Below are 25,805 nucleotides of genomic sequence, written 5' to 3' on the forward strand. Positions count from 1 at the left end.
GTCCGGCGGACCTTTCGCAGCCCTAGCGCTGGATGTGCTTTGACATTTTGACAAAATATCTTGAATTTGTCAGAACAGTTTTAACTATGGGATAACACCAGGTGGAGTTTTCCTATGACCAAGACCGTCCTTCTGACCGGCGTGACAGGGTTTATTGCCAAACGGATCGCGTTAGATCTGTTGAATGCTGGCCACAACGTCCGCGGGTCATTGCGCAACGTAGCGCGCAGTGAAGAGGTGCGCGACGCCCTTCGCCCGCATCTGACCTCGCCTGCCGCCCTGAACCAGCTTAGCTTCATCGAGCTGGATCTGACCAAGGATGACGGCTGGACCGACGCGATGGCGGGCGTGGACGTCGTGATGCACACCGCCTCTCCTTTTCCGATGGCGTCACCGAAGGACGAAAACGATCTGATCCGCCCCGCCATCGATGGCACGCTAAGGGCCTTGCGCGCCGCGCAAAGCGCGGGTGTGACGCGGGTGATCCTGACCTCTTCGGTAGCGGCTATCGAAGCCAAGGACAAAACCGATCCCCTTGGCCCCGAGGATTGGAGCGATCCCGACCACCCAATCGCAACCGCCTACTACAAATCAAAAACCCTGGCTGAACGTGCCGCCTGGGATTTTGTCGCGGATCATCCCGAGATGCAGTTGACCACGATCAATCCCGCGCTGGTCCTGGGCGCGCCATTGGATCAGAATTATGGCACCTCACTTGCGCTGATCGAGCGGGTGATGGGCGGCAAAGACCCCGCAGTCCCCTCATTGGGCTTTGGGATTGTCGATGTCGCCGACATCTCTGCAATGCATATTGCCTCGATGGACAAGCCTGTGAGCATCGGCAACCGCTATATCGGAAGCTCGGGCAGCATGACGATGCCCGACATGGCGGCATATCTGGCCAATGCCTATCCTGACCGCAAAATCAGCACACGGGTGGCCCCCAAATGGTTGCTTCGGGTGTTGGGCATCTTCGACCCATCCGTCCGTACGATCCTGCCTCAGCTTGGACGGCGACCGAAATTCGACGCCCAAACAACCGAGCGTGACCTGGGCATCAGCTTCACCTCGGTCAACACTGCGATCGACCGTGCCGCGGCAGCAGTGGCGCGCGCGTGATCCGCTCATTTCTCGCCCTGCCGATCCCTGGCGACACCGTTGATGCTTTGACCGCCCTGCAAGCAAGCATACCGTTCGGGCGCCCGGTGCCAGAGGACAATCTACATCTGACCTTGGCCTTTCTGGGCCAGGTCGATGTCGACGTGCTTGAGGCGCTGAATGATATGCTAACCAACGCACACCTGCCTGCACCTGACATCGCCTTCGACAATCTGGACACCTTTGCGGAGATGGAGCAAGGGCTGGTTTTCGCATCAGTGACACGATAGGACGCGCTGTTTGCGCTTCAATCCAAGGTCGCTAGCATGGCGCGTCAGGCGGGTGCAGACCTACCAAGGCGCCGGTTTCGGCCCCATGTCACGCTGACGCGGGCGAACCGGCAACCCAAGGGCCTCGACCGCGATCAGCTGGCCTTGGCCATAGGGCTACCTGTCGACATAGTCGGATATCGCGCAGACAGGCTTTGCCTTTATCGCTCTGAGCTAGGCCCAAAGGGTGCGTTGCATGAAGCTATGGCCGAGTATCCGCTCGGCTGAGGGCTTCGACAAAGCGTTGTCGCGCCGCAGGCAGCCTGCGATCCCCAAGGCTCGGCGCCAGATGTTGCGTCAGAAAGTGCCCGGTTGTTTGGAGCCCCGCCAAGACATCTGACAAGCTGCCATCGCCACCCACCATGACCGGCGGCAGGGGCAACAGACGATCCACCCAATCCCCAGCCGCGTGGCGCGCAACGGCGCGTCCTGTGCGGGGTGAGACGTAGCACAGATCCTCATTCGTACCGCTGACGGCACAGGCGCTCAGATCAAGGCCAAAACCCGTCTCTTCCAACAAGGCCATTTCCCAACCCAGATAGGCCTGCGCCCAACTCTCGGCTCCAAAATTATCCAATAACGCCAAGCTGCGCGCATAAAGCGCGGGATAAGCCGCGCGTTCCGGCAGAGCAAAGGACAGCAGCGCACAGACCGCGCTCAACCCCGCCAGCGCCAGCCTGTCATCCATCGCCTCTGCGGCGCGGCTGGTTTTCAGTTCGATTGTGAAGCTGCCTATGTGATCAGCCAGACGCGCACGCCAGGTGGCATCAAGCTGCGCCCCCACTTGCAGCAACGGCGCCATCTTGCGCGAGGCGCCGCCCCGCACGACACCCAGATGTCGACCGTGTTCAGCGGTAAACAGCTCAAGAATGGCCGCTGCCTCACCATGGCGCCGAACCGCCAGCAAAATCCCCTCTGCACGCCACTCCATGGCGGAACTATCCCGCCGAAAGGTGCGGTTGTCGATCCACAGGAGCAATGAAAAAAGCCCGGCCCCCTTGGAAATCAATGAAAGCTCGTGATTAGGGTTAGGCATGTTTCCCGCGCTCCCCCCTTCGGCCCGCTGGACGGCCTTGATCATCGCAATTGTCGCTGCGGCCTCGCTTGCGGGATTATTTGTGCACAACATGCAGATCGAACGTTATGGATCACCCGAAGCGACCGCCTGGGCGATGGCGCGCTTTTTCACGATCCTCACCAACATTGCGGTTGTGTTGACGTTTCTGGTCGCTGCGCTGCGCCGTGATGGGGTCGGCGGACCGTGGATCGCTGCGCTGACTCTCGCCGTGGTCCTGGTGGGTGCCGTGTTCCACATCTTGCTATCGGGCATCACAACCTTTTCCGGGATCGGCACTTGGGCAAATCAAGGCCTGCACACGATCGTGCCGATTGCGTGTTTCTTGTGGTGGCTGATCTTTGCTCCGAAACGCACGTTGGATTATCGGGATCTGCCGATGTTCATTGTCTGGCCTTGCGTCTACGTGGCTTACGCCCTAGCCCGCGGGGCGAATGACGGCATCTATCCCTACCCGTTCATGGATCTGACAGAGATCGGCGCCGCTGCCGTGGCCACCAATCTGGCGGGCCTTCTGCTGACCCTGCTGCTGGGTGGGGTGATTTTTGTGATGGTCGGCAAATTCGCCGACCGCTAGCGCCCCTAGTCGAGACCAGGCTCATCCAGCAGATGCCGACCGGCGCGATCTTCGACCTCCACCACCCAAAGATCCGGGTCGAACGCGCTCTGACGCGTGATGGCGGCGTCGACCTCGGCCTCCGCGCTATCGGTCAAAGTCATCCACATGCGCGCGCCAGTCGCCGGGTCCGTGCTGCGTTGAAAAAGCTTCGCCTGACCATCCAACGTGTTCAGCTTGATCAAAATGGCGCCGGCGGTGCCGTCACCACGCGCCACGATGAAGGCCGGGATATCGTATTGCCTGAGCCGTGCCAGATAGGCGGCGATCCAGAATTCCGCCGTCAGACGCATTACGCCCCATCGCGGAAATCGAGTCCCATTTCCGAGTAACGCTCGGCCTCATCCAGCCAGCCGGGCCGGACTTTCACTTGCAGAAACAGATGTACCTTATGGCCAACAAACTCCGTGATCTCTTCGCGTGCAGCCTTTGAAACAGCTTTGATCGTCTCACCGCCTTTGCCCAGAATAATGCCCTTATGGCCGTCGCGCGCCACATAGATCACCTGATCGATCCGCGCGGACCCGTCTTTACGCGCCTCCCAGCTCTCGGTTTCGACCGTGAGCTGATAGGGCAATTCCTGATGCAGTCGCAGGGTCAGCTTTTCGCGAGTCATCTCGGCGGCGATCATGCGCATGGGCAAATCAGCAATCTGATCTTCAGGGTAGAGCCACGGCCCCTCGGGCACCTCGGTCGCAAGCCAAGCGCGCAAGTCATCGACACCGTGACCCTTTTCAGCCGAGATCATGAAGGTCCGCTCGAATCCGAAGGCTGCATTCATATCTTCGGTCAGTTTCAACAGAACCGGCGCTTCGACCCGGTCGATCTTGTTGATCGCCAACGCGACTTTGCGCCCATCCGTCCGATCCTGCAGCCCGTCCAAAATGGCTTGGACGCCCTCGGTCAAACCACGATGGGCCTCGATCAGCAAAACCACCACATCGGCATCCGCGGCCCCGGTCCATGCGGCGGCAACCATGGCGCGGTCGAGCCGCCGGCGCGGTCGGAACAGGCCAGGCGTATCCACAAACACCAATTGGCTATCGCCTTCCATCGCCACGCCACGGATCCGTGCGCGCGTCGTCTGCACCTTGTGCGTCACGATCGAGACCTTCGCCCCCACCGTGCGGTTCAGCAGGGTAGACTTTCCGGCATTGGGTTCTCCGATCAGGGCGACGAAACCGGCACGGGTGGGCATGGAGGTATCCTTTTGATGCGGTACCGCGGCTCATAGCGGGAAACCACGCGGCGCGTAAGGGGCTAGCCGCTTTCCAACATTTGCAACAGGGCGCTGGCGGCGGCCTGTTCCGCTTGCCGTTTCGCCGTGGCCTGCCCGTCGGCATAACGCCCATCGGCAAGCGTCACACGCACCTGAAAGACCGGCGCGTGATCCGGACCGGATCGCGCCAACTCACTGTAGCTGGGCGGCGCCATACCACGGCCTTGCGCCCATTCCTGCAGGGCGGTTTTGGCATCGCGGGCGTCATCGGCGACCCGGTCGATCCGATCCCCCCACAGCCGCAAGACAACCTCTTGCGCCACATCGAAGCCCGCATCGAGATAGACGGCGGCGATCACAGCCTCCATCGCGTCACCAAGCAAGGCCATCCGCCGACGCCCGCCGGCGCTCATCTCGGATTTGCCAAGACGCATCGCAGCCCCGACATCGATCTGACGCGCCACATCTGCGCAGGCTTCTTTGCGCACCAACGCGTTGAAGCGCGGCGCCAATTGCCCTTCTTTGGCGGCCTCATCGGCGGCCAAGACTGCCTGCGCCATCACCAAGCCCAGTACGCGGTCGCCCAGAAATTCCAAACGCTGATTGTCGCCCCGCGTCGGTGACGACAAAGAAGAATGGGTCAGAGCGCGCGCCAAAAGCGATGGATCGGCAAAGCGATGGCCCAGCCGATCCATGAAGATCTCTAGCTCACGCGACGGTTTCACTCGATTTCCCGGAAGAACCGATCGCTGCGCCAGGTCCAGAAATAGACCATCCGATCACCCGCAGACGAAAAGATGACGCGATCCGCGCGACCCAAAAGGTTCTCGGCGGGGACGAAACCGACACCGCCTACGGTTTGTTCAAACCGCGAATCGATGGAATTGTCACGGTTGTCCCCCATGACGAAGTAATGTCCCTCGGGCACGACAAATTCGCCGGTATCATCGCCACGGGTGTCATCTGAGATGTTGAGGATCGAATGGGTGACGCCGCCCGGCAGTTCTTCGGTCGCGCGTTCTTTCTGGCAGAGGCCGCCCTCGCCCACCGGTGCGTTGGAACAACGGGGTATGTGGCCCTGGGGGCCCTGACGCTCGGCGACCTCTTCGAACGGCTCTTCCGGCGTCAGGCGCACCGGCTCTCCGTTCAGATGCAGCACCCCTTCAATCATCTGCACGCGGTCGCCGGGCAGGCCAATCACGCGTTTGATGAAATCGGTGCCGTTGGTGGGGTGACGGAACACAACCACATCGCCGCGCTCGGGATCGGAGCCAAAGATACGCCCTGAAAAGGGGCACATCGAAAACGGGCAGGAATGCTGCGAATACCCATAAGCCATCTTGTTGACGAAAAGAAAATCGCCGATCAGCAATGTGTCCTTCATCGACCCTGACGGGATCCAGAACGGCTGGAAAAACAGCGTGCGGAAGATTCCCGCGATGATCAAAGCATAGACGACGGTTTTCACCGTCTCCATGATCCCGCCTTCTGATTTTGCCATGTGGCCGCCCTTTGTCCTGCCATTTATGCCTCTGGCGGTTCTTGCCCGCGGGCCGCGCGTGAAGTCAAGCAAGCGCATCCGAAAAAGCCGTGACTGCACAAAACCTCAGTCGCACCCGGCGCGCCTTAGCTCACCTTGCGTTTGGAGACCGGGCCAACATTCGGGCGACGCTCTTCCTCTTCTGCGGGAAGGGCTTCGATCACCACCATTGCTTGAGCCCAGGGGTGATCGTCGGTCAATGTCACATGAATGACGGCGCTGTAACCGTCTGGGGTCATCTGGACCAAACGTTCCCGCGCCCAACCTGTGACCTCCATCACGGGTTGGCCAGATTGCAGGTTCCGCACGGCCATATCCTTCCACGCGATGCCCATGCGCAACCCAGTGCCCAGTGCTTTGGAGCACGCCTCTTTCGCAGCCCAGCGCTTGGCATAGATCGCCGCCGGATCGGTCATGCGTTCTGCCCGCGTTTGTTCGGTAATTGTGAACACACGATTGCGGAACCGGTCACCAAACCGGTCGAGCGCGCGCTGTATCCGTTCAATATTGGCCAGATCCGTCCCAATTCCGAGGATCATTGCAGCGTTACCGTCCCGGTTGCTTGGTTGACCGAGAACGTTACGATCTGGCTTAGGTTGCCATCTGGAAACCGGACCGGCACCGAGATTGTCAGGCCAGCAGAGGGATCATAGGCTGCCGTCGCTTCCGAAATCATCGCCTCGGCAAAGAAGGTCGGGCCGGGACCGGCATAGATGGCGGTGCAAATGCGAAACATCTCATAGTCTTCGACACCACCATTCGGATGCAGCACCACAATCGCCGCCCCTGCAGCGGCGGTGGGGCTGACATAGGCCTCCGCCACGCGGATCGCGCCATCTGCATAGGTCCGACTATAGGTTTCCCAGGGTTCCGATAGATTGGTGACGCTGACATAGGGATCACACTCCCCCACCACAGCAGCCTCTGCCCCATATGCAAACAACGAGACGGCGCCGAGAACGGCGACCGAGAATATAAAAAGGCGCATAAAACCTCCGGGTCTGAACGGCGGATGCGTCAACCCTTTCCGAAAACGCGAGGGTTCGCAACGGCTAAGCGGAAGGTGCCACGCCTGAAGACCGGGCGGCGTCCATCGCTGCGCGCATCCGCGTGATCGCACCGTCAAGACCCAGAAACACCGCTTCGCCGATCAGGAAATGCCCTATATTCAGCTCCGCAACTTCGGGCAGGGCGGCGATGGGACCAACCGTATCATAGGTCAGCCCGTGTCCCACATGGACCTCAAGCCCCAGATCGGTGCCGCGTTTTACGCCATCAATGATGCGAGCAAGCTCGGCATCCCGTGCCGCGATGTTCTCCTCAGCGTCGAAATCGGTATAGGCGCCCGAATGCAACTCGATCACCGGCGCCCCAATCCGCGCGGCGGCTTCGATCTGCACAGGATCAGCGGCAATGAACAATGACACGCGGATACCCGCATCGCTCAAAGGCCCGATGTAATGTGACAGGCGGTTCTGATCGGCTGCAACCTCTAGGCCGCCTTCAGTGGTCCGCTCTTCGCGGCGTTCGGGCACAATACAAGCCGCATGGGGGCTGTGGGACAAGGCAATCGCCTGCATCTCGTCAGTCGCGGCCATCTCGAAATTCAACGGAATCGAGATAGCCTCCATGATCGCTGCAATATCGGCATCGCGAATATGGCGCCGATCCTCGCGCAAATGCGCCGTGATCCCGTCCGCGCCCGACGCCTCAGCCGTCACCGCCGCACGTACAGGATCAGGTAGAGCCCCGCCGCGCGCGTTGCGGAGGGTTGCGACGTGGTCGATATTTACACCCAGCCGTAGCTTATCCATGTCTGATTACTCCGCCGCTTCTGCTTGCTTACGCAGCTTTTCCATTTTCTTATGTAACTGAGCCAGACGCCTTTTCTGATAGGCATGGATCACCGGGACGCTCAGGTAGTAGCAGATGAGCCCACACAGAATGCCGGGGATCAAACCACCGACGGCCCAAGGGAACACGATCGTATCCCAAAACACTTTCAGGTCGTTCCAATGGGCAACCTCATCGGTGAACATCGCTAGGAAATTGTGCCAAAGATCCGCCGCCGCATAGCCAAATCGCGCGAACATGGAATCGTTTACCTCGCCCGTCGGGCGGGTCCCCAGCATGAAGTGGCCCAGTTGCAGAGAGATGATCCCGATCGGCACATAGGTCAGGGGATTACCTATGAAGGTTGCCAACAATGACGCAATGATCGAACCGCGCATCAGACGCGCCAGCAACGCCGCCAGGACGAAGTGAAGGCCGAAGAAAGGTGTGAAGACCACAAAAGCGCCCGCAAAGATCCCGCGCGCGATTTGTTCCGGCGTTCCAGGCAAGCGCCGCATGCGATGTTGAACATATTGCGCGGCACGCCACCATCCGCCTCGCGGCCACAGCGCCTCGAAGACTACACGGTACCAGGGTCTGTAATCGCGGCGCCTGAACACGCGCGTTCCCTCCGTCGCGGGGCCGCCCTATGCGGCACCCTCTGGCGCAAGATATGGACCGGTTATGGGCGTCGGTCCAGGTTGCGGAACCGATCTAGTGTGGCCACATCCGAATCGGCCTCCACCGCCATCATGACAGCATGTAGATGTTCCGCGTCACGAACATCTAAATCTACCAAAAGTCTGAAAAAATCCGGCTTCCGATCAATAAAATGCAGATCTGAGATATTCGCGTTCTGTTCGCCGATCAACGTGCAGATACGTCCCAGGATACCATTTTCATTCGATATCGTGACATCCACGGTGACATTGTGAACGGCGGCATGGCGGCCTTCGGTCCAATGCAGGTCGATCCAGCGTTCGGGGTATTCGTCAAATGACGCAAGCGCAGGGCAGTCAATGGCATGCACGACCGGCCCTTTGCCCGGATAGGTGATGCCCACAATCCGTTCGCCAGGTACCGCCTGACAGCATTGCGCGCGCTGCGCCCTGGCGCCAGGTGGCAGGCCGATCACGGCGCGTTTGCTTTCGATGACGCCGTCGTCACGCTTATCGGCAATTTCAGGATAAAGCTGCGCTACGACGTCCCGCGCGCTCATCTCAGCGGAGCCGATGCGCGCCAGCACTTCCTCTCCGCTTTCCAGATTCAGGGCCTTCGCAGCCGTGTCCAAGGCCTTGTCGCTGGCTTTCTTGTCAACCTGTTCGAAAGCCACACGCGCCAATTCACGACCCAGCTTGATGTAGCGCCCGCGGTCGACCTCGCGCAGGCTACGGCGGATCGCGGCTTTGGCACGGCCTGTGGTCGCGATGTCGATCCAGGTGGCTTGAGGTGACTGGCCTTCAGCAGTAATCACCTCAACCGATTGGCCGTTTTTCAACCGCGTCCAAAGCGGCACGCGCAGCCCGTCGACCTTTGCGCCGACACAGGAATGCCCGATGCGGGTGTGGATAGAATAGGCAAAATCAATCGGCGTCGCCCCACGCGGCAATTTCACCACATCCCCCTTGGGCGTAAAGCAGAACACCTGGTCGGAGTACATTTCGAGCTTCACGTGTTCGAGAAATTCGTCGTGATCCTCGGCATTCTCAAAGCGTTCCGTCAGAGCCTCCAGCCATTTGGCCGGATCAACGGCGAATGGGTTTTCTGCGCGAACCCCGTCGCGGTAGGACCAGTGGGCAGCCACGCCTGCCTCGGCCACCTCATGCATCTGACGGGTGCGGATCTGCACCTCGACCTGCTTGCCGTCGCGCCCCGAAACCGTCGTGTGGATCGATCGATAGCCATTCGATTTCGGCTGACTGATATAGTCCTTGAAGCGGCCAGGGACAGATTTCCACCGTTGGTGGATCGCGCCAAGCACCCGGTAGCAATCGTCTTCCGTTTCCGCGATGACCCGGAAGCCGTAAATATCCGACAAGCGGCTGAAGGCGAGCTTCTTGTCCTGCATCTTACGCCAGATCGAGTACGGTTTTTTCGCGCGGCCAAAAACCTGCGCCTGAACCCCGTGCTTATCCAGAACCGCCTCGATATCGTCGGTGATCTTCGGGATCACGTCGCCGGTTTCCCGTTGCAGCGTGATGAACCGCCGCAAGATCGAAGAACGCGCCTCAGGGTTCACCACCCGGAATGACAGATCCTCTAGCTCTTCGCGCATCCACTGCATCCCCATACGCCCGGCCAAAGGCGCATAGATATCCATGGTTTCCTGCGCCTTCTGACGCTGCTTTTCGGATCGCATATGCCGAATGGTGCGCATGTTGTGCAGGCGGTCAGCGAGTTTGACCAAGATCACACGCAAATCCTTGGACATGGCCATGAACAGCTTGCGAAAATTCTCGGCCTGTTTGCTCTCGCGATTGCTCAGCTGCAGATTGGTCAGCTTGGTTACGCCGTCGACCAGCTTGGCAATTTCAGGACCGAAGCGCTCGACAACCTCACTATAGGTCGAACGCGTATCCTCAATCGTGTCATGCAGCAGTGCAGTTACGATGGTCGCATCGTCCAGCCTTTGCTCCGTCAAAATCGCGGCAACGGCAACCGGATGCGTAAAGTAGGGCTCGCCAGAATGGCGCAACTGGCCCGCATGCATTTCACGGCCATATTCAAAGGCGCTGCGAATCAGCGCCTCATTTGTCTTTGGATTGTAGTTGCGGACCAGGCTCAGCAGATCGTCGGCGTCGATATGGTCGTCGGCGCCGGCCAGGGGCTGAAGCCCAGCCTCCGCCGTCACTTCTGACCCTGCGCTTCCATGAGCGCGCGCAACATTTGCTCTTCGCTCATGTCATCTTGCGCGGGACGGTCCTGTTCAACACCCTGAAGCAACGCCATCGCATCTTCTTCGGGCTCATCGACCTCGATCTGGGTCTGATGCGATTCGATCAGACGCTCACGCAGGTCTTCGGCCTGTTGGGTCTCATCGGCAATTTCGCGCAAGGCAACGACGGGGTTCTTATCGTTGTCGCGATCAATGGTCAGCGGATCACCCGCCGAGATCTCGCGCGCGCGGTGCGAGGCGAGCATCACCAGTTCGAACCGGTTAGGAACCTTATCAACGCAATCTTCCACCGTGACACGGGCCATGGAACACTCCAGCAAGAAAACCAATCAGGGGCTTGAGCGGGCTACATAAGCCCGACCGCGCCTATTGACAACCGGATTCGCGGTGTTGCGTTGCGTCCGAAACGGGATGGATCTGCGCGATTTCGGCTGGGGGCAATGCATCCAGCATAGCGGCGACGCTTAATCCGGTAGCCGGATCAACCCAATCCGCGGCGATCTCCGCCAAGGGAACGAGCACAAAAGCACGTTCCGCGAGGCGCGGATGGGGCAAGATCAGCTGATCTGGCATCACTTGCGCAGCTTGTTCCGGGGTCAAACTCGCCCAACGGGCGCGGGTGGTTGGATCGGGTAAGATCGCATCATCCAATCCTATAAGATCAAGGTCCATGACACGCGCTTCCCAGCGATTGGACCGGGTGCGTCCAAATTCTTCTTCGACATCGTGGAGCACAGCCAACAAATCCGCCGCCGCACCATGCCATTCGACGCGCATCGCCGCATTCACGAATTGGGGCCCCGCCCCGGCTGGAAATGCAGGTGTGTGGTAAAGGCTGCTGCGCAGCACAGATCCGTCTACTCGCGCCGCAAGTGTGTCCATCGCCAACGGGACGGAGATTTCAGGCGGATTTCCGCCGGAATGAAGGTTTGCACCCAGTGCAACTAGTGCAGTTCTATGGCCACCTGTATACAACTTGACTTGCACCCCTGTGTCCTCGCCCCCATAGTAAATTATTAACCTGCGTCATGCGTCACCGGTTCACTCCCGGCATCTTAAAGCGTGTGGTGCATTACACTCACTCACGGGTATTGGACACCGTATGTTTTACCGGGATGAAAGGCTGGCGCTGTTTATTGACGGCTCCAACCTCTACGCCGCCGCCAAAGCTCTGGGCTTTGACATCGACTACAAGCTCCTTCGGCAAGAGTTTATGCAACGCGGCAAACTGCTGCGGGCTTTCTACTACACGGCTCTGCTGGAAAACGATGACTACTCACCCATTCGGCCCCTGGTCGACTGGTTGCACTACAACGGCTTCAGCATGGTCACGAAGCCAGCCAAGGAATTCACCGACAGCCAGGGACGGCGCAAGGTGAAGGGTAACATGGATATCGAACTGACGGTCGATGCCATGGAAATGGCTGGGCACGTTGATCATATCGTGCTGTTTTCCGGTGATGGAGATTTCCGCCCGCTGGTCGAAGCGCTTCAACGGCGCGGCTGTCGTGTATCGGTGGTCAGCACCATTCGCAGCCAGCCGCCGATGATCGCCGATGATCTGCGCCGACAGGCCGATAACTTCATCGAGCTCGAAGAGCTGAAGGATGTGATCGGCCGTCCGCCACGCGAGCCGCGGATGGAACCGCGCGAGCGCGTGGAAGAAACCGCGGAATAGTTCTGCATCCTGATCGAAAACCGTCCTCGCGCCATCAGCGAGGACGGTCCCTTTGCGTAAGGTTATGCAGTCAAGTCGTGTCGCGACAACGCCATCAAACCAGCGCCGACCAAGAGCAACGTTCCACCCGATATTACGGTGCGAATGATGTTGAACACCTGCCAACGCGGCGAATAATCGGCCCAGATCGCTCCGGCCTGCGCCAAATCTTCTGGGATTGCGACGTTGGCCAACGCCTCGTTCATTGGCACGTTGACCACCAGGGTGAGACCCAATCCGCCAACCAAATACAATACACCGCCTGCGGCAAATATGATCGCTGCGCGCGGTGAACCCGACCCATAGGCCAGAAACGCAGTGATCAGAACAGCGACCGGTGTTCCAAAAAATGCTGGCGCGAAAACGGCATTGCGAACCGACTCATTCATCGCCTGCATGGCTGCAATCGCGATCCGGGGATCTGCCGCGTCCAGCCCCCACATTGTCGAGCAAATCCACGCGTAGAAGAAGCCGAAGATCGCGCCTGCCAAAAGCAGCGACACAACGCCGAATCCAAACATCGCAAGGTGCATTACCACGATCCCTTCAATATCCGTAATTACAATTACGCCTTGTTGATATCCGTAACTGTAATTACGGTTTCGCGTCAAGGAGGATCTCCATGGATCGGACCCGACAAGAGGCGCGTCGTAAGCAAATTGAGGACGCGGCATATAGGATGCTCGGCGAAAGGGGGTATGCGGGCACATCCGTTCAAGCAATCGCCCGCGCCGCGAAAGCCTCTAACGAGACACTCTATAATTGGTACGGCGACAAGAAGGGACTGATGGCCGCTCTGGTGGCACGCAACACCGATACAGTGCGCATTGCCTTGGCACAGGCGTCTGGCGGCACCCCGATGAACCAACTGGCACAACTCGGACCGATCTTACTTGGAATGGTCCTGGGCCCCCGCGCCGTGGCGTTAAACCGCGCCGCTGCCGCGGATCCGTCAGGTGATCTTGGGCGCGCAATATCTGAAGGTGGACGTGAGGTGGTCGCGCCGCTGATCACCTCCATCATGGGCCAGGCAGTCCAAAACGGGACTCTATCCGGCTCGCCCGAGGATCTGGCGGAGCTTTACCTGACCCTGTTGATCGGGGACTTGCAGATCCGGCGAGTGACCGGTGCGATGGACACGCCCACCCCCGGCTACACCGCATCGCGAAGCGAAGCGGCACTGGCCGCCTTAAGCCGCATCGCGGCCTAAACAGCGCCCTCATATTCGCCGCGGGCGGGATAATCATTCGCGATCGCGAAATCGACGGCTCCCAGCAATTCGCGGAAATGCGGGCGCACGAAGGGCATGGTCTGGACAGACATGTAGTAAAGCGTCTGGTCTGGGTTGATTAAGAACAAGCCCGGCTCGGCAAAAAGCACTGGTTCTTCGATCCCGATAGATGTCTTGCCGCGAGAGGTCGAGATGTACAGGCCCCAGTCGCGCGCCTTCTCAAGCGACAAATCATAGCCAAATCGCAGCTTACTGGCGGCAATCTTGTCCTTCATGCCCAAAGCGCGATCCTCGACATCGCTGGAAATTGCGATGGTCCCGACACCCCGCTCAGCAAAGTCATCGACCAGCTTTTCCAACTCGGTCAGGTAGGTGGCGCAAAGCGGGCAATGCAAGCCGCGATAGAAACACACGATGGTTCCACGCGGATTGGCCTCGGCCGCCAAATCAAAGACCCCGCCACCGACCAGCGGCACGGAAAGGTCGGGCACAATCTGTCTGGGCATCAACATCGGCAATCTCCTCATTTGTCGATTGCACTCTGCACGGTGCGGATTTTGCTTCAATGCGCAGAGACCCCTGCGCCGATGCACCACTTTACGACCCGCGGCGCAGGGCTTACCTCTGGCATAATAGGAGATCCGCAATGACAAAGCCGCCGCTAACCATCTATCTCGCCGCACCGCGCGGGTTTTGTGCGGGCGTGGATCGCGCGATCAAGATCGTTGAAATGGCACTGCAGAAATGGGGCGCACCGGTCTATGTCCGTCACGAGATTGTTCACAACAAATTCGTAGTCGACGATCTGCGCGACAAAGGCGCGGTCTTTGTCGAAGAGCTGGACGATTGCCCTAATGATCGTCCGGTGATCTTTTCCGCCCATGGCGTCCCAAAATCCGTTCCCGCAGCCGCCCAGGCCCGCGAGATGGTCTTTGTCGATGCGACCTGCCCGCTGGTCAGCAAGGTTCATATCGAGGCCGCCCGCCACGCCGAGGCCGGATTACAGATGATCATGATCGGCCACAAAGGCCACCCCGAAACGATTGGGACCATGGGCCAGTTGCCCGATGGCGAGGTGCTGCTGGTCGAAACAGTCGACGATGTCGCCCATGTCGATGTACGCGATCCTGAGCGGTTGGCCTTTGTCACCCAAACCACGCTCAGCGTCGACGACACCGCCGATATCGTTGCGGCCCTTCAGGCGCGCTTCCCCGCCATCGTCGGCCCCCACAAAGAAGACATCTGCTATGCCACCACCAACCGGCAAGAGGCGGTGAAGGCCATGGCGCCCAAAGCCGATGCGATGTTGGTCGTCGGCGCGCCCAATTCCTCGAATTCCAAACGGCTGGTCGAAGTCGGCGCGCGGGCCGGCTGCGGCTATGCACAATTGGTGCAGCGCGGCACCGATATCGACTGGCGCGCCTTAGAGGGCATTGCGTCGCTTGGGATCACAGCAGGCGCCTCAGCCCCTGAAGTTCTGGTCAACGAGGTCATCGATGCGTTCCGTGATCGCTATGACGTAAGTGTCGAATTGGTTGAAACGGCCCAAGAAAACGTCGAGTTCAAGGTGCCCCGCGTGTTGCGCGAACCGGCTTGATTCATGGCTTTGCACCCCTCCGTCCAGGCGCTGCACGCGCTCGGAAAGCCGCTCCGTGACGATGACTTCGCGCTTATCGAGCAAGCGCATCCTTATATCGACGCCCTTCCCGCGCATCCCACCCGGGACGATGTCGCCGCGCTGCTGTCCATGCTGCCCGCGAACGGCGATACCGCCTCCGGCCTCAACTGGACAATCTTGCACCGCATCGAAGCGTCGCCCGACTGGCCGATCTGGGACCTTCTGGACCAGCCAGAGCACGAATGGCATCAAATCCTGCGCCAGCGCCTGATGAATGGAGGGGTCAAGCCTCCGAGCCGTACGTTTTGGCAAAAGATTCTCAAGCGCTAAGCCCGGTCCAGCATCAGCTGCTTGCACCCTCACAGAACAATCAACATTCTGTGGCAATGACCGAAATCACTTATGTTTATTCGGCGCATTCCGCCTTCGCCTATCTGGGCTCTGCGGAGCTATCACGCATCTGCACGGCCCACGGCGCGACATTGATTCACCGCCCGATTCTGCTGTCACCGGTCGTCGAAAAGCAAGGCAGTCTGCCCTTTCGCGACCGGAGCCAGGCCCATGTCGACTACTTCTTCGGGCGCGAGATCGAACGGTGGGCCGAGTTTCGCGGGGTACCGGTAATCGCCCATCGTCCTAAAGCCCATGATGCCGATTACAGCCTCGCCTCAGGCATGATCATCGCCCTCGGGGACAGCGGCGGCGGCGTCGACGATATGGCGCACCGGCTACTTCAAGCGCATTGGCGTGATGATATGGACCTGTCCGATGAAGCCGCTCTGAGGCGTGTTGCGGCAGAGGCTGGGCATGATCCCGAGATACTGCTCGCGCAGGCGGTTTCGTCCCCGGTGAAAGCGCAACTCGCCGCAAATAATCAATGGGCGCAGGACCACGACATCTTCGGCTCGCCCACCTACATCGTGAATGGGGACCCGTTTTACGGGCAGGATCATCTAGCCCTGGTAGAGCGCGCATTGGATCAGCCTTTCGCCCCAGCATGCTGGCACAATCCATCGGTGGATGGGTCACCTGACACCTCGGTATAGCGTGATCACGGCTCCGACCATTACCCGGGCGACTCGGCCAGATCCTTCCCTAGTGTTCCAGACGGACGCTATATTCGGAGCCATGGATCATCACGTAACATGCGACGCATAGAGGCCCGACGCGCTCGGAAAGACCCGGGTCGAGGAGGAATCCAGCGACCAACCCATCAATCTCGCCAATCCGAAAGCGCCAGCCGACGTGATCGGCACCTTGCGCTCACATAGCTTGCCAAATTTCAGATCGCTTGCCCAAAATTCTGGAATGCCGAACCCGTTTGATCTAGCAAACATTCTGATCCTGCCATTCATCGCCAGTCTCGTGACCATCGATACTACGAGTGCGCCCCGAAATGCATCGGTTTGGCTCGCATGGACAACAGAGACAATCAAAAAGCTGCCCAGCAAAACTTCCAGCTCTTCCAAGGGCATCACTCAAGACACGCGCATTGCCGTTTAAATGCTTCGCTCCGAGAATACGTCCTGCCGTAACCGTCCCGCCGGGCGTTTGATCAAGCTTGTGCAGCATAGCATTTTCACTAACGATGTCAGCGTCTTTCGAACCGCCTCCCTTCCATGCGCTACAAGGAATGTCCCGATGATCAGCCTGCAATTCCTCCTGACGGCCTTTGTCGTCGTCATCGCGCCCGGCACCGGGGTCATCTACACGCTGGCTTTGGGGCTTGGTCGCGGGCGTCGCGCATCGCTTTGGGCGGCACTAGGTTGCACCCTTGGGATTGTGCCGCACTTGCTGGCGGCGACCCTGGGCTTGGCCGCGGTGCTGCATGCCTCGGCGCTTCTATTCAACATCGTCAAATTCGCAGGCGTCGCTTATCTACTCTACCTCGCCTGGACCGCTTTGAAATCGGGCGGCGCCCTTCGTGTCGAGCCCAGTACCAGCGCCGAACCCGGCCTCGCCATTGCGCGCCGCGGCGCGCTGATCAACATCCTAAATCCGAAGCTATCGATCTTCTTTTTGTCGCTTCTCACACCTTTTCTCAGCGGCAATCCCGCGACAGTGACAGAGGAAACGCTTTTGCTGGGCAGTGTCTTCATGGCGATGACGTTTGCCGTCTTTGTGCTTTACGGCCTGTTCGCCGCCCAAGCCCGCAACTGGATCCTCGGCTCCGCCCGCACTATGGCTTGGCTGAACCGTTCTTTCGCCGCTATCTTCGCCATCCTTGCTGGTCGGCTCGCCTTAGAGCGCGCCTAATGCGCTAGCGTTCACACGCCAGCCAACCGCGCCCAGGTCGAAACGGTACTAACACCGCAATACGGTCAAATGCAGATATTGGCATCACATGGTTGGCGAACTTACGCTCCCAAAACACGCGGCGAGCTTTGGCGATTGCCAATTCAACGGCCAACCTTGTTTTGCCACGGGGCAACAGGGTCGACGGGTGGGCGACACGCCATGAGAGCCCCTTGCCGTCGATGCGAGACCGCGCCAAATACCACTCCATGACGCGCATCCCGACCTCCGCCCTGCTGCTCGGCCTCGCTGGCCTTGTCCCCTTTCTCTGGGGCGCGACCTCCTCGGTGGAACTTGCCCTGACATACCTACCGGTACCCGAAAGCCTCCCCAACGCCTTCATCGGGCCGGAGCTGCTGGTTACCTACGGCACCATAATCCTCAGCTTCATGGCCGGCGTGATCTGGGGCTTCGCTGCGAAAGGCTCCGGCACCTGGATGCCGATCGGGTTAACCCTGTCCGTCCTGCCCGCGCTTTGGATCTTCTTCTTCACGCCATCGCCAATCTCGGCACAAATCCTCGCCCTGATCGCGGGCTTCTCCGGGCTTCTGGCCATTGACTGGGCCTGTCTCCGACGCGGATTGGCACCGGATTGGTGGATGGCACTCCGCCTTCTGCTGACCGGTGTGGTTGTGTTTTGCCTCACAATCGGGTTCCTGTTTTTGCCATGACCCAGACAGATGCAGATGCCCAGACGCTTGCCGTCTATGAGCAGTCCGTCGACCGCTACGAAGCCGTGCCGATGTTGCCAGAACACATCGCGGCGCTGAATTCATTCGCCGACGCGCTTCCCAAAGGCGCTCGCGTGCTGGATCTGGGCTGCGGCCCAGGTTTACAAGCCGAGACACTGACCAAAGCCGGACTTGCCGTGGACGCCGTGGATGCGACCGAAGCCTTTGTGGCCGCCGCCATTGCCAGGGGAATTGATGCCCGCATGGCCACCTTTGAAGACCTGCCGGGCAACCGCGTATATGATGGGATTTGGGCGAGCTTCAGCCTGCTTCATGCCCCGCGCGACGCGGTGGCAGATCATGTGGCCCGGCTTGCCGGCGCGCTCACAGCCGATGGGATTTTCTTTCTTGGAATGAAAACCGGTGAAGGCGAGGCACGCGATGAAATCGGGCGTTTCTATAGCTATTTTTCAGTGGACGAGTTGCACACCATGTTAACCGATGCAGGGCTGACCGTGATTGATACGGTCACCGGCAATGGAAAAGGTCTATCGGGCTCTGATGACAGCTACGCTTTGATCCAGGCGCGCCGAGATGCCTGATCTATTCGCCTATACCGATGGTGCCTGTTCCGGCAATCCCGGCCCTGGTGGGTGGGGCGCGTTGATGCAAGCCAAAGATGGCGAGACAATCGTAAAGGAACGCGAGTTGAAAGGTGGCGAAGCCGAAACGACCAACAACCGGATGGAGCTTTTGGCTGCGATTTCCGCGCTTGAGGCGCTGGACCGACCTGCCCGGCTGACCATTGTGACCGACAGCGCCTATGTGAAGAATGGCATCACCGGTTGGCTACATGGCTGGAAACGGAATGGTTGGAAAACCTCCACCAAAAAACCGGTAAAGAACGTCGATCTCTGGCAACGTTTGGATGACGCGGCGGCCCGCCACCACGTCACGTGGGAATGGGTCAAGGGCCATGCGGGCCACCCCGAAAATGAGCGGGCCGACGAACTGGCCCGCGCCGGTATGGCACCGTTCAAGCCCAGCAAACGCAGCGCGGATGGATAAGGTTTGCCCGGTCGTCTTGCGCGGTGAGGAATTGCTTGTCTTTCGTCACCCCCTGGCCGGATGTCAGCTTGTGAAGGGCGGGATTGAACTGGGCGAGACTCCTCTGGATGCGGCATCCCGCGAACTTGCCGAAGAATCCGGCTTGCGCCTGCCACCGGCGCGCGATCTGGGACATAGCGACCGGATCACACCGAGCCAGCGCTGGCATTTCTGGCTGATGGGTCCCACCTCGGACACGTTGCCTGAGAGTTGGATTCATTGCACCCAGGATGATGGCGGCCACGATTTCGCGTTTTTCTGGCTTCCTCTCGGGACGCCCTCGCCACAGGGCTCTGCTGCTTTGTTTCAACGCGCTGCGGATACCATCGCTCGGGCGCTCGCCACCGGAAAGCCTGTGTCATGATCACAGCGCTCGCGCTCGACTATGCGGCGGCGGGCATTTTCGCATTGACCGGCGCGCCGGCCGCATCGCGTGGGCAATTGGACCTTGTCGGCTTCATCTTCTTCGTGGGGCTCACCGCAGTGGCTGGCGGCACATTGCGCGATCTGTTGCTTGATCGCGACCCTGTCTTTTGAATGGCCGACCCGATGCCGCTCGCCATTGCTGCGGGCGCCGCGCTTTTGATTTTCTTCACCGCGCATCGTTTGGAAAGCCGCCTAAAGTGGCTGATCTGGCTGGATGCCGCCGCCTTGGCCATCGCCGTGGCGGCCGGCGTCACCGTTGCACGTCGGATGGAGGTAGACGCATCCGTGGCACTTGTGATGGATGTTCTGACCGGCACGTTCGGAGGGTTGATGCGTGACGTGGTCGCCAATGAGGTGCCGCTGATCCTGAAACAGGGCGAGCTTTATATCACAGCCGCCTTTGCAGGAGCAGGCGCGGCTTTGATTGCTTCATTTTTCGCGGTGCCACCGCTTGTGCCGACGATTGCGTGTATCACCGTCACCTTCAGCCTACCGGCCGGGTCACTGCTGTTTGGAAGGTCGCTGCCGGTCTACAAACCACGCCCGCCGCGCAGCTAGTCGAACGTCCCGGTCACCCGCCCCAGAAGCATAAAAGCCCGCGCCGTGCGCGTCTCGGCGAGATAGACAATATCTTCGTCAGACGCGCCTTTCTCGAATTCCATAAAGGTCCGGTCGAAATGGCGCAGGAAGTGATGCACGGCGTCGCGAAACACCGGGTCTTTGCGCATTCGACCTGCGGCAAGCACCAACGAGGATCGGTCATGGATTCCCCCGAGCTGCGCAATCGGGCGCCCGCGTTCGCCTTGCGCAAATCGCCGCCAAACTTCAGGCCGCGCGCGATCAGGGCGCAGATCATCCATGTAGATGCCATCCTGGCTTAGCAAGGTCAGCACATCTTGGCTGGCACGGATAAGGCGTTCGGTCTGCCGATCTTCCAGCGCGCGGCGCAGGGTGCGAAAGCCTTCTTTGTCATGCTCATTTTCTGGAAAATTCAGCGCCCGGATAAAATCGGCCACCGTAATGGGCTCTTTATCCATCGGCTGTGCAAGGTCCAAAGCGGGTTGCGGCAAGGCCATGCCCGGCTCTGGCTCAACCTGAGGCACTGCGGCACGCATCTCGGACGGGTCGGCAGACCGCAGCGATGTAAACGTCGCCAATCGCGTTTCGGTATCCGCCTGGGCAGCGACCAAATCATCAAGCTTCTGCGCCAGTTCCGGCTTCATCTCCATAGACGCGCGCTGTTGCTGTTCCACATAAGCCGCACGCATCGCATCGATACTGCCTTGCAGCCGCGCCGCCTCCTGCCGGAGCGCGCGAGCAGTCCGCGCCGCCATCGCCGCCACCCAAATCAACGCCAATGGCAAAACAACGGCCATGATCGACAGCACAGACCACGAACTATTATCATCCGTAGCCTGGCCAAATCCCAAAAAGACCACCGCCGCGATCCAAGCCAGTGACATAAGAATGGCGACAACTTCGATCGTGGTGATCCGCGGCCCGGCATCCGCACCCGCATACAAACCCAAATCCAACGCCGTCGGCGTGGCCTGCGGGGACGTTATGTCTTGTGCGTTTGGGTCAGAGGACGGCATCGCAAAAACCTTATCGCGAAACGTCAATCATGCGCCGCGACGCGTTGGCCGATCAGACATACGAAATCTTGACGATTTCATAGTCCTTCGACCCGCCAGGAGTACGCACTTCGACGCTATCGCCCTCTTCCTTGCCGATCAAGGCGCGGGCCAACGGGGACTTGATGTTCAGCATCCCACGTTCGATATCCGCCTCGGCCTCACCGACGATCTGATAGGTCTTTTCCTCTTCGGTCTCTTCATCGACCAAATCGACGGTGGCGCCAAACTTGATCGGGCCAGACAGCGTTTTGGGATCGATGACCTGCGCCAGACTGATCATGCCCTCAAGCTCTTTGATGCGGCCCTCGATGAAGGACTGCTTTTCCTTGGCGGAGTGATATTCGGCATTCTCCGACAGATCCCCGTGTTCACGCGCCTCGGCAATCGCCTTGATGATCGCGGGGCGTTCCACAGATTTCAACTGCTTGAGTTCCTCGTTCAGGGCCTTATGGCCCGAGGGTGTCATCGGGATCTTGTCCATCACTCAACTGCCTTGCAAAAGCGTGCTAAAGCGGGGCTAAACCTCGCCACGAAAGTCAGAGGTTAGGCGCGTTCGCGTCAGGGTTCAACTGGGTTTGAGCCGCGTGAATCGCGCTTAGCTCGACCCCGCGATCCCGACCTCAACCTGCCCCGTGACGGCAACACCGACAGGCGGCGTTTCGTCTTCATCCGGAGGTATTGGCGCGCCATCGACACCACAGGCCGCAAGCAATCCGGTCAGTGCCAAAAGAACAATCGTTTTGTACATGACGTGCCCCTTTCGTTTGGGAATAGGCAAACCATCAACGCTTCGCGCCGTGCCGTCCAGACAAAACCGCATCCGACGACAGGCTAACGCGATGTCGGGTTGTCCAGAATGGCGCGCCAGCGGGCGATTTGTTCACGCACCCGCTCGGGCGCCGTGCCACCATAGGAGACCCGTGAGCGCACCGAATTCTCGACCCCCAACACCTCAAACACCGCGTCTGTAATACCACCATGGACGCTTTGCATATCGGTGAGGCTCAGATCCGGCAGGTCACAGCCTTTGTCTTCAGCCAGCTTCACCAAGCTGCCGGTGATGTGGTGCGCCTCACGAAACGGCAGATCAAGCACACGCACCAACCAATCTGCCAAATCCGTCGCGGTCGAGAATCCCGTAGCCGCAGCCTCGCGCAAGGCGTCGCGGTTGGCCTGCATGTCGCGCACCATGCCCTCCATCGCCGCAAGCGCCAGCATCAGGTTATCGGCTGCATCAAAGACCTGCTCTTTGTCCTCCTGCATGTCTTTGGAATAGGTCAGCGGCAGGCCCTTCATCACCGTCATTAGCGCGACATTGGCCCCAAAAATCCGGCCAATCTTGGCGCGGATCAGTTCGGCAGCATCAGGGTTCTTCTTTTGCGGCATGATGCTAGACCCGGTCGAGAACCGGTCGCTGAGTGTCACAAAGCGGAACTGCGCACTGGACCAGATCACCAGTTCTTCGGCCAGCCGGCTGAGATGCATCGCGCAAATGCTGGCCGCAGACAGAAAGTCCAGGGCGAAGTCACGGTCACTGACTGCATCCAGCGAGTTGGCCGCAGGCCGATCAAAGCCTAGCGCCTCTGCGGTCATGTCACGGTCAATCGGAAAGCTCGTGCCTGCCAATGCCGCCGCGCCCAGGGGCGCCTCGTTCATCCGCGCGCGGGCATCACGCATCCGGCTGACATCGCGGCCCAACATTTCAACATAGGCCATCATGTGGTGGCCCCACGTGACCGGCTGGGCGGTCTGCAAATGGGTGAAGCCCGGCATCACCCAATCGGAGCCCGCCTCAGCCTGGCCCAAAAGCGCGCGTTGAAGCGCCTCCAAACCTGAGACCGCCGCATCAATTTGATCACGCACCCAAAGCTTGAAATCAGTCGCTACCTGATCATTGCGCGACCGCGCCGTATGCAGCCGCCCCGCGGCAGGCCCCACAATCTCGGTCAGGCGAGATTCCACATTCATATGAATGTCTTCCAACGCTGCCGAAAAACCAAAGGAACCGCCCTCGATCTCTGACAACACCGTGAGCAGACCTTCCCGGATCGCCTCGACATCGCTAGTCTCTACGATGCCTGTTGCGGCCAACATCGCTGCATGGGCCCGGGAGCCATCGATATCCTGCCGTGCCATCCGCTGATCGAACCCGATCGAGGCATTGATCGCCTCCATGATCGCGTCCGGCCCATCGGCGAAACGCCCGCCCCACATCGTGTTGGCGGAAGAGGGTTTGGGATCGGAAGCGCCCGGCTTGGTCATAGTGAAATCGCCTTGTCGAAAGGGAACCCGATGGTTCGCAAAATGCTGGTCACAGCCGCTTACATTGCCGCTGGCTTCGGTGCAAATGGCGCCGCGGCACAAGACATCTCGGAAGACCTGCTAACTGGCTATATGCGTGCACTGGTCGTCCATGAGGTACCCGTCGACGCGTCTGCTGCGCCCTATCTGGTCACCGAAGAGACGCAGGGCGCTCTGGCCGATTATGCGGGCGATTACGTGGTGCTGAATTTCTGGGCCACCTGGTGTGCCCCCTGCCGCGAAGAAATGCCTTCGCTCCAGACTCTTCAGCAAACACTCGGCGGCGAGGATTTTAACGTTGTGACCCTGGCAACGGGCCGCAATCCTCCACAGGCGATCCGCCGTTTCTTCGAAGAGGAAGGCATCACCGATCTGCCACAATATCGCGACATTAACCAACAGATCGCGCGTGAGATGGGTGTGTTCGGGCTGCCCATTACCGTGATCCTCAATCCGGACGGACAAGAGATCGCGCGTCTACGTGGCGACGCCGATTGGTCCAGCCCCGAGGCCATCGCCGTTATTGAGACGCTGCTCGACAACAACAGCTAGTCGAGACCGGGCTAGAGCGCCGCTCGATCGGCCGAATTGCTCAAAAGATGGGGCCAGCACCCCCAACTTAAACGCTCTAACGCGCCAACGCCGCGACCTCGTCTCGGCGAAAGCAGCCCGTCAGGTGATCATTTACAACGCCGCAGGCTTGTAGCCATGCATAGACAATGGTCGGGCCGCAAAATCGAAACCCCACCTTCTTCAACTCTTTCGACATGCGTTCGGACATCTCGGTGGCGGCTGGAACATCGCCCAGCGTCTCGAATGCGTTCACCAAAGGCGTCCCCTCGACAAAATCCCACACAAACGTATCGAAGCCACCCCGCGCCTCGATCACCTGCCAGGCGCGCGCATTGCCAATCGCTGCCTCGATCTTTCCACGATGCCGCACGATCCCGGCATCGCCAAGCAAACGAGCGACATCCGCGTCGTTCCATTCTGCTATGATGTTCGGATCGAACCCCTCGAACGCGGTCCGAAACGCATCGCGTTTGCGCAAAATGGTGATCCAGGCCAATCCGGCCTGAAACCCATCGAGGATCAGCTTTTCCCACAATGCGCGGCTGTCATATTCCGGCACGCCCCACTCGGTATCGTGATAAGCCACGTAAATCGGATCCTCGCCGCACCAGCCGCAACGGCCCGTTTTCCCATCACACATCCGTCTAGATCCTTCCCATTTTAGACAAACGCTACCCTTCATCGTTCCTTAAACGCTAGCGCGCCATCACTCTGGGGAACAATGCGGCGTCGGAGTCAGATTATGCGCACCAGGGATGAGGATTTCGTCGAACCGGGCATGGAAAGCCCGCTCGATGCAGCCATCACGCTGCGCGACCGAAACACGTTCACAATGGTCAAAAATGCCGTGCAGCAAGGCAACCTGCGACTGGCCTTTCAACCCATCGTCCGCGCCGACGGCCAAGGCGTTGCATTTTATGAAGGCCTGATGCGGATCCTGGATGAAACAGGGCGCATCATTCCGGCCCGCGATTTCATGGACGCCGTCGAAGACACGGATGTCGGCCGCCAGATCGACTGCGCCTCATTGCTGATGGGCCTGACCGCGTTAAAAGCTCATCCGCGCCTACGCCTATCGGTAAATATGTCAGCGCGATCTGTGGGTTACCCACGCTGGATGCGGATCATGCGCAGGTTTTTGCGGGACGATCCGCACGTGGTCGAACGTCTGATCCTGGAAATTACGGAAAGCTCGGTCGTCCTGATGCCAGAGATCGTATCGGCCTTTATGGACGACATGCAAAGCAAGGGTATCACCTTCGCTTTGGATGATTTCGGCGCGGGATATACCGCCTTTCGCTATTTCAAGACGTTCTATTTCGACATTCTCAAGATTGATGGTCAGTTCTCCCGAGATGTCGCCGACGATGCCGACAATCAGGTCCTGACCGAAGCGCTGATTTCCCTCGCCCGGCATTTCGACATGCTCGTCGTCGCCGAGGCGGTCGAATCGGGGCGGGAAGCACAATGGCTTGTGAATGCCGGTGTCGATTGCCTTCAGGGCTACTATTACGGCGCTCCCTCGCTGAAATTGCCGGAAGCCGCGACAGGCGGCGTCGCTAAGGTCGGCTAGGGTTCTCAATCCACTCAATTGCGCATACATGTCTACCTGTCCTGACAGGC

The 25,805-nt window shown here is 59.4% G+C and carries 35 protein-coding genes and 1 pseudogene; 17 read left to right on the top strand and 19 right to left on the bottom strand.

The genetic code is table 11. The features are described from left to right. Window positions 1–114: 114 nt before the first annotated feature. Both V8J82_RS20525 and V8J82_RS20530 read left to right on the top strand, forming a co-directional pair. Window positions 115–1,119: an NAD-dependent epimerase/dehydratase family protein gene (locus tag V8J82_RS20525; RefSeq protein WP_339978257.1), complete on the top strand. Its 1,005-nt coding sequence runs from the start codon at window positions 115–117 to the stop codon at window positions 1,117–1,119. Beyond that, a complete protein-coding gene (locus tag V8J82_RS20530) occupies window positions 1,116–1,388 on the top strand; it encodes a 2'-5' RNA ligase family protein (protein WP_339978259.1) in 273 nt (90 codons plus the stop codon). Before V8J82_RS20525 ends, V8J82_RS20530 begins: the two co-directional genes overlap by 4 nt. 241 nt (window positions 1,389–1,629) lie before the next feature. Here V8J82_RS20530 and recO read toward each other — a convergent pair whose 3' ends face one another. Continuing rightward, window positions 1,630–2,358, bottom strand: coding sequence for a DNA repair protein RecO (gene recO / locus V8J82_RS20535; RefSeq protein WP_339978261.1), 729 nt, complete (start codon window positions 2,356–2,358; stop codon window positions 1,630–1,632). A gap of 103 nt (window positions 2,359–2,461) precedes the next feature. Here recO and V8J82_RS20540 point away from each other — a divergent pair, with 103 nt between their 5' ends. After that, window positions 2,462–3,079 carry a Pr6Pr family membrane protein gene (locus V8J82_RS20540; protein ID WP_339978263.1) on the top strand — a complete coding sequence of 206 codons (618 nt, stop codon included), beginning with the start codon at window positions 2,462–2,464 and terminating at the stop codon, window positions 3,077–3,079. A gap of 5 nt (window positions 3,080–3,084) precedes the next feature. Here V8J82_RS20540 and V8J82_RS20545 read toward each other — a convergent pair whose 3' ends face one another. From V8J82_RS20545 to folK, 11 genes are all read right to left on the bottom strand, one after another. Then, window positions 3,085–3,411, bottom strand: coding sequence for a DUF1491 family protein (locus V8J82_RS20545; protein WP_339978265.1), 327 nt, complete (start codon window positions 3,409–3,411; stop codon window positions 3,085–3,087). After that, entirely contained in the window at window positions 3,411–4,316 is a 906-nt protein-coding gene (gene era, locus V8J82_RS20550) for a GTPase Era (RefSeq protein ID WP_339978267.1), read from the bottom strand. Before era ends, V8J82_RS20545 begins: the two co-directional genes overlap by 1 nt. 62 nt (window positions 4,317–4,378) lie before the next feature. Continuing rightward, window positions 4,379–5,062, bottom strand: a complete 684-nt coding sequence (gene rnc / locus V8J82_RS20555; protein WP_339978269.1) for a ribonuclease III — start codon at window positions 5,060–5,062, stop codon at window positions 4,379–4,381. Beyond that, window positions 5,059–5,838: a signal peptidase I gene (gene lepB / locus V8J82_RS20560; RefSeq protein WP_339978271.1), complete on the bottom strand. Its 780-nt coding sequence runs from the start codon at window positions 5,836–5,838 to the stop codon at window positions 5,059–5,061. Before lepB ends, rnc begins: the two co-directional genes overlap by 4 nt. Window positions 5,839–5,963: 125 nt before the next feature. Next, window positions 5,964–6,416, bottom strand: coding sequence for a holo-ACP synthase (gene acpS / locus V8J82_RS20565; protein ID WP_339978273.1), 453 nt, complete (start codon window positions 6,414–6,416; stop codon window positions 5,964–5,966). Then, entirely contained in the window at window positions 6,413–6,865 is a 453-nt protein-coding gene (locus V8J82_RS20570; RefSeq protein ID WP_339978275.1) for a hypothetical protein, read from the bottom strand. Before V8J82_RS20570 ends, acpS begins: the two co-directional genes overlap by 4 nt. Window positions 6,866–6,929: 64 nt before the next feature. Next, window positions 6,930–7,691 (bottom strand): pyridoxine 5'-phosphate synthase, encoded by a 762-nt coding sequence (locus V8J82_RS20575; protein WP_339978277.1) that lies wholly within the window; start codon window positions 7,689–7,691, stop codon window positions 6,930–6,932. A gap of 6 nt (window positions 7,692–7,697) precedes the next feature. Continuing rightward, window positions 7,698–8,330 carry a DUF2062 domain-containing protein gene (locus V8J82_RS20580; protein ID WP_339978279.1) on the bottom strand — a complete coding sequence of 211 codons (633 nt, stop codon included), beginning with the start codon at window positions 8,328–8,330 and terminating at the stop codon, window positions 7,698–7,700. 62 nt (window positions 8,331–8,392) lie between these two features. Beyond that, the gene (locus V8J82_RS20585; protein ID WP_339978281.1) at window positions 8,393–10,561 is read right to left on the bottom strand and encodes a RelA/SpoT family protein; all 2,169 of its coding nucleotides are present in this window, start codon (window positions 10,559–10,561) and stop codon (window positions 8,393–8,395) included. Beyond that, window positions 10,558–10,911 (bottom strand): DNA-directed RNA polymerase subunit omega, encoded by a 354-nt coding sequence (gene rpoZ / locus V8J82_RS20590; RefSeq protein WP_339978283.1) that lies wholly within the window; start codon window positions 10,909–10,911, stop codon window positions 10,558–10,560. Before rpoZ ends, V8J82_RS20585 begins: the two co-directional genes overlap by 4 nt. Before the next feature lie 61 nt (window positions 10,912–10,972). Beyond that, complete coding sequence (folK, locus tag V8J82_RS20595) at window positions 10,973–11,593, bottom strand: 2-amino-4-hydroxy-6-hydroxymethyldihydropteridine diphosphokinase (protein WP_339978285.1); 621 nt, start codon at window positions 11,591–11,593, stop codon at window positions 10,973–10,975. Between the two features lie 115 nt (window positions 11,594–11,708). On the opposite strand from folK, the gene V8J82_RS20600 reads away from it, so the two are divergent. Next, on the top strand, window positions 11,709–12,284 hold the full coding sequence (locus V8J82_RS20600) for a LabA-like NYN domain-containing protein (RefSeq protein ID WP_339978287.1): 576 nt from the start codon (window positions 11,709–11,711) through the stop codon (window positions 12,282–12,284). Between the two features lie 62 nt (window positions 12,285–12,346). Here V8J82_RS20600 and V8J82_RS20605 read toward each other — a convergent pair whose 3' ends face one another. After that, window positions 12,347–12,844 carry an anthrone oxygenase family protein gene (locus tag V8J82_RS20605; RefSeq protein ID WP_339978289.1) on the bottom strand — a complete coding sequence of 166 codons (498 nt, stop codon included), beginning with the start codon at window positions 12,842–12,844 and terminating at the stop codon, window positions 12,347–12,349. Window positions 12,845–12,945: 101 nt separating this feature from the next. Between V8J82_RS20605 and V8J82_RS20610 the strand changes: the two genes are divergently transcribed. Beyond that, complete coding sequence (locus V8J82_RS20610) at window positions 12,946–13,533, top strand: TetR/AcrR family transcriptional regulator (RefSeq protein WP_339978291.1); 588 nt, start codon at window positions 12,946–12,948, stop codon at window positions 13,531–13,533. Here the strand turns inward: V8J82_RS20610 and V8J82_RS20615 are convergent. Next, entirely contained in the window at window positions 13,530–14,066 is a 537-nt protein-coding gene (locus V8J82_RS20615) for a peroxiredoxin-like family protein (protein ID WP_339978293.1), read from the bottom strand. The genes V8J82_RS20610 and V8J82_RS20615 overlap by 4 nt on opposite strands. 134 nt (window positions 14,067–14,200) lie before the next feature. Here V8J82_RS20615 and ispH point away from each other — a divergent pair, with 134 nt between their 5' ends. The 10 genes and pseudogenes from ispH (at window position 14,201) to V8J82_RS20665 (ending at window position 20,229) form a co-directional block, all read left to right on the top strand. Further along, the gene (gene ispH / locus V8J82_RS20620) at window positions 14,201–15,151 is read left to right on the top strand and encodes a 4-hydroxy-3-methylbut-2-enyl diphosphate reductase (RefSeq protein ID WP_339978295.1); all 951 of its coding nucleotides are present in this window, start codon (window positions 14,201–14,203) and stop codon (window positions 15,149–15,151) included. A gap of 3 nt (window positions 15,152–15,154) precedes the next feature. Then, entirely contained in the window at window positions 15,155–15,502 is a 348-nt protein-coding gene (locus tag V8J82_RS20625; RefSeq protein WP_339978297.1) for a hypothetical protein, read from the top strand. A 56-nt stretch (window positions 15,503–15,558) separates the two neighbouring features. Further along, window positions 15,559–16,218 (top strand): 2-hydroxychromene-2-carboxylate isomerase, encoded by a 660-nt coding sequence (locus tag V8J82_RS20630; RefSeq protein ID WP_339978299.1) that lies wholly within the window; start codon window positions 15,559–15,561, stop codon window positions 16,216–16,218. 262 nt (window positions 16,219–16,480) lie between these two features. Continuing rightward, window positions 16,481–16,675, top strand: a complete 195-nt coding sequence (locus V8J82_RS20635; RefSeq protein WP_339978301.1) for a hypothetical protein — start codon at window positions 16,481–16,483, stop codon at window positions 16,673–16,675. 138 nt (window positions 16,676–16,813) lie between these two features. Continuing rightward, a complete protein-coding gene (locus tag V8J82_RS20640) occupies window positions 16,814–17,428 on the top strand; it encodes a LysE family translocator (protein ID WP_339978303.1) in 615 nt (204 codons plus the stop codon). A 248-nt stretch (window positions 17,429–17,676) separates the two neighbouring features. Beyond that, complete coding sequence (locus V8J82_RS20645; RefSeq protein ID WP_339978305.1) at window positions 17,677–18,138, top strand: DUF3429 domain-containing protein; 462 nt, start codon at window positions 17,677–17,679, stop codon at window positions 18,136–18,138. Next, on the top strand, window positions 18,135–18,740 hold the full coding sequence (locus tag V8J82_RS20650) for a class I SAM-dependent DNA methyltransferase (protein ID WP_339978307.1): 606 nt from the start codon (window positions 18,135–18,137) through the stop codon (window positions 18,738–18,740). Before V8J82_RS20645 ends, V8J82_RS20650 begins: the two co-directional genes overlap by 4 nt. After that, window positions 18,733–19,206, top strand: a complete 474-nt coding sequence (gene rnhA, locus V8J82_RS20655) for a ribonuclease HI (RefSeq protein ID WP_339978309.1) — start codon at window positions 18,733–18,735, stop codon at window positions 19,204–19,206. The genes V8J82_RS20650 and rnhA overlap by 8 nt, the downstream gene beginning before the upstream one ends. Then, window positions 19,199–19,609 (top strand): NUDIX hydrolase, encoded by a 411-nt coding sequence (locus V8J82_RS20660; protein ID WP_339978311.1) that lies wholly within the window; start codon window positions 19,199–19,201, stop codon window positions 19,607–19,609. The genes rnhA and V8J82_RS20660 overlap by 8 nt, the downstream gene beginning before the upstream one ends. Next, a pseudogene (locus tag V8J82_RS20665) lies at window positions 19,606–20,229 on the top strand (trimeric intracellular cation channel family protein). The gene V8J82_RS20660 and the pseudogene V8J82_RS20665 overlap by 4 nt, the downstream one beginning before the upstream one ends. On the opposite strand, the gene V8J82_RS20670 reads toward V8J82_RS20665, so the two are convergent. From V8J82_RS20670 to argH, 4 genes are all read right to left on the bottom strand, one after another. Continuing rightward, window positions 20,226–21,266, bottom strand: coding sequence for a hypothetical protein (locus tag V8J82_RS20670; protein WP_339978313.1), 1,041 nt, complete (start codon window positions 21,264–21,266; stop codon window positions 20,226–20,228). The pseudogene V8J82_RS20665 and the gene V8J82_RS20670 overlap by 4 nt on opposite strands. Before the next feature lie 52 nt (window positions 21,267–21,318). Further along, complete coding sequence (gene greA / locus V8J82_RS20675; protein WP_339978315.1) at window positions 21,319–21,789, bottom strand: transcription elongation factor GreA; 471 nt, start codon at window positions 21,787–21,789, stop codon at window positions 21,319–21,321. Window positions 21,790–21,903: 114 nt separating this feature from the next. After that, window positions 21,904–22,056, bottom strand: a complete 153-nt coding sequence (locus tag V8J82_RS20680; RefSeq protein ID WP_339978317.1) for an argininosuccinate lyase — start codon at window positions 22,054–22,056, stop codon at window positions 21,904–21,906. Window positions 22,057–22,139: 83 nt separating this feature from the next. Further along, complete coding sequence (gene argH, locus V8J82_RS20685) at window positions 22,140–23,570, bottom strand: argininosuccinate lyase (protein ID WP_339978319.1); 1,431 nt, start codon at window positions 23,568–23,570, stop codon at window positions 22,140–22,142. 42 nt (window positions 23,571–23,612) lie between these two features. Between argH and V8J82_RS20690 the strand changes: the two genes are divergently transcribed. Next, window positions 23,613–24,161, top strand: a complete 549-nt coding sequence (locus V8J82_RS20690; protein WP_339978321.1) for a TlpA family protein disulfide reductase — start codon at window positions 23,613–23,615, stop codon at window positions 24,159–24,161. A gap of 76 nt (window positions 24,162–24,237) precedes the next feature. On the opposite strand, the gene V8J82_RS20695 is transcribed toward V8J82_RS20690, so the two are convergent. Next, entirely contained in the window at window positions 24,238–24,822 is a 585-nt protein-coding gene (locus tag V8J82_RS20695) for a DNA-3-methyladenine glycosylase I (protein ID WP_339978323.1), read from the bottom strand. A 102-nt stretch (window positions 24,823–24,924) separates the two neighbouring features. On the opposite strand from V8J82_RS20695, the gene V8J82_RS20700 reads away from it, so the two are divergent. After that, window positions 24,925–25,755, top strand: a complete 831-nt coding sequence (locus tag V8J82_RS20700; RefSeq protein WP_339978325.1) for an EAL domain-containing protein — start codon at window positions 24,925–24,927, stop codon at window positions 25,753–25,755. Window positions 25,756–25,805: the final 50 nt, after the last annotated feature.

The sequence above is a fragment of the Gymnodinialimonas mytili genome, assembly GCF_037544085.1.
GTDB classification, from domain to species: Bacteria; Pseudomonadota; Alphaproteobacteria; order Rhodobacterales; family Rhodobacteraceae; genus Gymnodinialimonas; species Gymnodinialimonas mytili.